Genomic DNA, 474 nt, shown 5'->3' on the forward strand with positions numbered 1-474 from the left:
CATCCAGGGTTAGAACAACAAATGAGGTATTGCATGAGCGAAGAGCATGACAAATATAGTATTGATAGTACGGACTATACCGTAGGTCAAGACAACGTACAAAAATGGGGGTTAGATATACATAACTCTGTTTTCGGCATAAGTGCTGGTCTGATTGTCATCTTTTTGATCGCTATTTTAGTTACCGATCCACAAACAGCTAAGTCTGCACTTGATAGTATAAAAACAGATATTATTAATAACTTTGATGCCTTATTTATGTGGGCTGCTAACTTTTTCGTTATTTTTTGTTTAGCACTTATTGTATCGCCTTACGGTAAAATACGTTTAGGGGGAGATGATGCAGTACCTACTCACTCTCGCCTTTCATGGTTAGCTATGTTATTTGCTGCAGGTATGGGTATTGGCTTAATGTTTTGGGGTGTTGCAGAACCGCTTGCTTATTATACTGGCTGGTTTGAAACACCTTTAAAT

1 protein-coding gene is annotated in these 474 nt (G+C 38.0%); it reads left to right on the plus strand.

Going from position 1 to position 474, the window contains the following annotated elements; translation table 11 throughout:
• Positions 1 to 33: 33 nt before the first annotated feature.
• The coding region (locus AAEY62_RS20290; RefSeq protein ID WP_350635993.1) for a BCCT family transporter at positions 34 to 474 on the plus strand (441 nt) is incomplete at its 3' end.

It is taken from the genome of Pseudoalteromonas sp. GW168-MNA-CIBAN-0100, from assembly GCF_040309225.1.
GTDB classification, from domain to species: domain Bacteria; phylum Pseudomonadota; class Gammaproteobacteria; order Enterobacterales; family Alteromonadaceae; genus Pseudoalteromonas; species Pseudoalteromonas arctica.